Source organism: Acinetobacter sp. HA (assembly GCF_000264725.1).
Classification (GTDB): domain Bacteria; phylum Pseudomonadota; class Gammaproteobacteria; order Pseudomonadales; family Moraxellaceae; genus Acinetobacter; species Acinetobacter schindleri.
Genome location: NZ_AJXD01000038.1, coordinates 1 through 5,823, shown reverse-complemented (window position 1 = coordinate 5,823; position 5,823 = coordinate 1). Strand labels below are relative to the sequence as shown.

Here is a 5,823-nt window from a genome sequence, read left to right as displayed (position 1 = left end):
TTTTACTATGATCAGCTACCCCAACAAAACAAGGTGGCTTAACTAGAGCGGAATATCACTTATAAATACGCTTTTAGTTGTTCAAACAAGTGGGACCACCTCTGTTTAGTACAGTAGGGCTAGATACATTTGGATATAAAGTTACCCTGTTTCTTAAGGTGAAGTCAGGGCTGGTCTATTAGAAGCTAAAAAATATCATTAAATATTCAATAGAAATTAATAATGATAAATCTTTGTACGTGGTTCAATGATTTTGATGAAAATGATCATGGTGAATAATGAAAGTCAAATTTTTAAAGCCGTGTGTCGATTTAATAATAGAAAAGACAATTAACTTGAGTCATGAGATTTAATCTGAATTAATAAAGTGCAAATATTTTAAAATTTCTAGTAACCCTTTATATTTAGGATTGAATGTTAAGATAAGCTACAATATAAGCAACAAGAAGTCAGAGTGCACTTTAATGACTAAACTTGAAATATTGATAACTTTATTGGCTATCATAATTATTAGTACAGTGATCTACGTATTGGCCCATACTTTGTAATTAAACCTCCTTTGGGAGGTTTTTTTATGAAGTGTTATTTTTGGGTACTTGTTAATATAAAGCTGTAATGAACCAAAAGCTCATAAAAATATACCAAGGATCAAATGTTAATGAAATAGGATGAATATTCTTATTGATAATTAGAAGCTTCTGACATTATTTGAGGTATGACAATGATTTAATTAACAAAAAATTGATTAAAATTTTGGAAAAGTAATTTCGTAAAATCTAAAAATTCACAAAAATAAATTTTATAGATTGTTGAGTTGAAATGGAGACAAACGAATACAATGTGATTCATTTTTAAATCTTTTAAGTTTATAAATCATTAGGTAAGCCTATTTTAATGCTCAATCTTCCCATCCAGTCGCGACTTGGCGGATTCTATTTCTTTTATTACGCCATTGTAGGCGCATTCATGCCATTCTGGAGTTTGTATCTTGAAGATCAAGGTTTCAGTTATTCAGAGATCGGGATTCTATCTTCAATTGCCATTGTCACTCGCTTTTTTGCACCCCTCATTTGGGGCTGGATTGCTGACAAATCTGGCAAACGCATGCTGCTGGTGCGCATTGCTACTTGGATGGAAGCCTGTATCTGGTTTATGATTTTTATCGTTCCAAACAGCTTTCAGTCTGTGGCATTGCTGATGCTAATTTTTAGCTTTTTCCAAAATGCGATTCTGGCGCAATTTGAAGGTGTGACGCTTTTCTGGCTCGGAGAAAAACGTGCCGAGCTATATGGCAAAGTGCGTAAATGGGGATCGGTGGGTTTTATTGTTGGTGTTTTTGCTGTTGGAGCAATATTTGAAATTATCCCGGTCAGTATGCTGCCAGTATTATTACTGTGTATTTCATTTCTTGCTTTTATCTGGTCCTTTAGCATTAAGGAACCTTCGACGGCGCCATCTGCACAAAAACAGCTTGAACCGTTATGGCCAATCTTGAAACGGCCAGTGGTTTACAGCTTTTTCATCATTGAGCTGATTATGCTTTTTTCCCATGCGCCATTTTATAGCTTCTATAGCAATTTTCTCAGTCAGCATGGATATAGTACCAGTCAGATTGGACTACTGTGGTCGGTTGGGGTGATTGCGGAAATTATCATGTTTGCTTATGCGACTTTATTTTTTAATCGCTGGTCGTGGCGAACACTGGTAATAATCTGTTTGTTGCTGACAGGATTGCGTTGGCTGATTGTAGGTCTGCTGCCTTCGCTATTTATAGTGCAGTTTATGGCACAAAGTATTCATGCTTTTAGTTTTGGCCTGTTTCATATGATTGCGATGCGGGTGATTTTCCAGAATTTCTCGGCAGGACAGCAGGGACGAGGTCAAGCACTCTATAGCACCATGTGGGGGATTGGCGTCGCTAGTGGCAGTATTCTTGCTGGTCAGTACTGGGATCAATTTGGCGGTGCGACTATCTTTATATATGCCGCTGTGGCTACGCTAATGGGTTTACTATTTTTATCTGGTTTACCCAATCAGGTGGAACCCACAAAGTCCACCTGAAATAATGATTCTTGAATTATTAGATCTGAATATCTTTATAACGATCGAACCATGGTTGCGCTTCTTCTAGTTGCGCAGCCAGTTGTAATAACAGATCTTCACGAGCAAACGGCGCGATAAATTGAGATCCTAATGGTAGATTCTGCTCGTTCCAGTATAGTGGTACTGACATGGCGGGTAGGCCAGTGATATTGGATAACTGGGTAAATGGCACCCATTTCAGGTTTTCCTTGACGATCTGATCAATCAGTTTACCCTGCGCCAATAGATGTGCCTTTCCCATACCCAGTAATGCTTTCATAATCGGTTTTTGCCAAGCGGGTGTTTTTACTTCACCATTGCGTGGTGCCACCGACGCCGTTGCTGGTGTCAGGTATAAATCATAGCGTTCAAAGAAATGATTCATCTGGGAAACATAGACACCCCAGTTGTTCAGGTTCTGGATATATTCAATCGCCGTGGTTTTGGCACCAAAAGCACATAACACCAGAGAATCTAGCTCAAAATCAGTTGATTTAGACGGATATTGCCTACGGATTTCCTCAAGCATATAAGAGAACTGACTGAACCAGGTGGTAATAAAATCCTTAGCCAATTGCATCCCGTCAATCGCTGGATGATCTTCAATTACCTCATGTCCTAATGATTCCAAAAGTTTCACTGTCTGGTCAATGGCCTGAACTGCATCTTTGGAGATTTTGGTGCCAATAGGAGATTTGGTATTGAATGCAATTTTCAGTTTTTTCGGTGGTTGCTGAATAATCTCCAGATAATGCGTATGTGGTCGTTCGATCTTGAACATGGAATGATGATCTTCACCATGCGTAGCATCCAGCATCGCAGCGCTGTCACGAACGGTTTTGGTCAGAACGTGCTGAATCGCTGCACCATGCATGGCTTCACTCATTTGTGGCCCCCAAGGTGTACGTCCCCGGCTTGGTTTCAAACCAAACAGACCGCAATAAGAAGCAGGAATTCGAATCGAACCACCGCCATCACCCGCACCCGCAATCGGCACGATCCCCCCGGCAACAGCAGAAGCAGAACCACCTGATGAACCGCCACTGTTATGGGCTAAGTTCCAAGGGTTTTTACAGCTACCCCAGGCATCTGGCTCGGTAATGCCTTTGATTCCAAATTCAGGTGTATTGGTGCGGCCAAAAGTTACAATGCCGGACTTTTCCCAGCGATTCACAATTTCCGCATTGGTATCCGGAATATAGCCAATACGTTTAAAACCAGTACAGCCATAAGAAGTCGGATAACCGGCATACTCCTGAAACAGATCTTTAACCAAGAAGGGCACACCTGCAAAAGGACCTGATAAATTTGCCTCAGTACGTTTTAAGGCATAATCATGCATCGGGATCACGATGGCATTTAATTCAGGATTGACCTGATTACTGCGTTCTAAAGCAATATTCAGTAACTCTGAAGCATGGATTTCTTTTTTTGCGACCAGCTCGGCCAGTCCCAGACCATCATAGCTAAGATATTCCTGATAATTCATGACATTCCCTGTTTGAATAAATAAAAGTTAAAAATTTTAAGATGCAAGTACGACTTGATTACGACCCATATGCTTGGCCTGATAAAGCGCCTGATCTGCAATATTGATCAGATCCTGCAGTTCGGTCTGCTGTGGTGCTTCCTGATGGGTAATACCCAAACTTACCGTGATATGCACCGATTTGCCATGTTCCAGATAAATTGGTGTTTGCTGTACCAGCTCACGGATACGTTCAGCCACCCAATGCGCTTCATCGTGCTCTATATCCCACATTAAGACGACAAACTCTTCACCACCAATCCGGGCAAACAGATCGCAGCTACGCAGATTGGTACGCACCAATTCAGAGAATTGCTGTAAAACTGCATCACCAACATGATGGCCGTATTGATCATTTAAGCGTTTAAAGTAATCAATATCCAGCATAATAAGAGAGAACGACAATTTTCTAGACTGTTTCAGTAAACTTTCACCTTCTTTAAAGAAGTAATGGCGGTTCATGGTACGGGTTAAACTGTCATAATTGGCGAGATAAAGCACATGTTTATACAGCTCATTCCGGTTTTGGCTGATAATGCACAGAATCAGTGGTGCCAGTGCCAGCATAAACAGGCCGATGCGTAAGGACACAAAAGTCGTAGAATCTGCCAGGGTTTGATCAGCCAGATAGATCTGTGTCAGGCTGCTATAAGTGGTGATCAGAACCAGTGTATTAATAATCGAGATTGTAAAAATACGATAAGTGAGTGCTGCCCAGATTAAGGCGGCCAGAGGATAGATTAATGCGCCAGGCCCGGCAAAAATATGAGTTAAGACCACACAGACCGCGACAGTGATCATCGGAAAAAAATAACTGAAAGAATAAGATTTTTTCCTGCGATTTTTCGCAAAATAACGAATTTGCTTGGCCGTAGGGAATGCCAGTACCAAAGGCAGGATGATAATATAGTTAACCATTTCCCCAGTCCACCACAGGAAAAAGTCAATTTTCATGTTTTCCGGAGTGATAAAGGAACCGGGGATATTCACCAGAGTAATCACTGCAAATGCTGCGCTGGCAAGACATCCTGCGAAGGCACAGATACCGAACAGATGAATAAAGGTAAACCCGCTGTTGTAGTACTTATAATTAATTTTGAAATAGCGAATACAGAATAGGGAAACGATAGTGCTTAACAGATTTGAAAGTGTCAGAAAAAAGCTTTGTAGAAAAAAGTCACCTGTGAGCAGGTCTGCAAACATATAAGCACTGAACGCACCTAGCCAGCCACCTTTATTGTTGAGCTGTGGAAAGCGTAAAAAGAAGGCGAGTAGGGCTGCATTGGCTGGCCATAAAAATGCTAAATAGTCAGTTGGTCGCGTTGCAATGCCAATAAAGCTACAGATAAGAATTAACAGCGCAATAATGAGATATGCAGAGCTATCCGGATCCAGTTGTTTTTCTTTAAAATCAGCAAATCGCAAAATGAAGCTACCTTAGTATATTTACAATGAAAAATCACATGCTGTTTTTTTAGTTAAATAAGCTTTGAGATCTTTCTTTTTGTTTTTGATTGTTTGTAATTTAATCAATACTTAAAATCGCATAAGTACAAAATATAAACAAAATAATGTGGAAAAGAAATGGCTATTATGTATCTAACTGATATTTTTATTTAAGTAGATGAAATGATTTTTCGCCATACTCCCCACTGTCAAAAATATGCTAAGTTAGGGACAATCCAAGGAATACTATTTTTAATATGAAAAAAACATGTCTAAGCCTTATGCTGCTTACCTTAACCACCTGGGCGATGGCTGCAGATATAAATAAAAATACCCAAACAGCTGCACAAGCTTCAGCTGTTGCCAATACCTTCCGTATCGTAACACGTCCTGAAATCATGGGCTTATGGGGAATGGAAATCCCGACTAACCGCAAGTGTGTTGAATATTATAATTTTAAAAGTGATAACAATGTGATTATTAAAAGTGGTGATGAATGGTCATCAGGCATCTATGACTATCAGTTGCCGCAAGATACCACCGCTCAGGTTCCGGCCTTAATTCTTCAGGTGAAATATGACAATAACCAGAAAGACTGTTCTGGCAATCAAGAAGATCAGTCCGGTGAAGTCTCACAGTATTTTGTGAAATGGCAGAATCCACATACGATTAATTTCTGTGCTACTGAAAAGGCAGAGCAGTGTTTTGCAACTTTAAGACGTATTCTTCCTTAAGGTTACAGATAATAAAAAACCGCTGAATGATCA

Annotated in this window: 4 protein-coding genes; 2 read left to right on the top strand and 2 right to left on the bottom strand. The window is 39.9% G+C overall.

What is annotated here, in order from left to right; all coding sequences use genetic code 11:
* Positions 1 to 894: 894 nt before the first annotated feature.
* Positions 895 to 2,061, top strand: a complete 1,167-nt coding sequence (locus tag HADU_RS08050; RefSeq protein ID WP_034433981.1) for an MFS transporter — start codon at positions 895 to 897, stop codon at positions 2,059 to 2,061.
* 19 nt (positions 2,062 to 2,080) lie between these two features.
* On the opposite strand, the gene HADU_RS08045 is transcribed toward HADU_RS08050, so the two are convergent.
* Positions 2,081 to 3,571 carry an amidase gene (locus HADU_RS08045; protein WP_005221861.1) on the bottom strand — a complete coding sequence of 497 codons (1,491 nt, stop codon included), beginning with the start codon at positions 3,569 to 3,571 and terminating at the stop codon, positions 2,081 to 2,083.
* A 36-nt stretch (positions 3,572 to 3,607) separates the two neighbouring features.
* The gene (locus tag HADU_RS08040; protein ID WP_008305196.1) at positions 3,608 to 5,035 is read right to left on the bottom strand and encodes a diguanylate cyclase; all 1,428 of its coding nucleotides are present in this window, start codon (positions 5,033 to 5,035) and stop codon (positions 3,608 to 3,610) included.
* A 329-nt stretch (positions 5,036 to 5,364) separates the two neighbouring features.
* On the opposite strand from HADU_RS08040, the gene HADU_RS08035 reads away from it, so the two are divergent.
* The gene (locus tag HADU_RS08035) at positions 5,365 to 5,790 is read left to right on the top strand and encodes a hypothetical protein (protein ID WP_171056660.1); all 426 of its coding nucleotides are present in this window, start codon (positions 5,365 to 5,367) and stop codon (positions 5,788 to 5,790) included.
* Positions 5,791 to 5,823: the final 33 nt, after the last annotated feature.

Excerpts from the sequence above, each read along its gene's own strand:
- HADU_RS08050 (WP_034433981.1), top strand. The coding sequence starts at position 895 with ATGCTCAATCTTCCCATCCAGTCGCGACTTGGCGGATTCTATTTCTTT.
- HADU_RS08045 (WP_005221861.1), bottom strand. The coding sequence starts at position 3,571 with ATGAATTATCAGGAATATCTTAGCTATGATGGTCTGGGACTGGCCGAG.
- HADU_RS08035 (WP_171056660.1), top strand. The coding sequence starts at position 5,365 with ATGGCTGCAGATATAAATAAAAATACCCAAACAGCTGCACAAGCTTCA.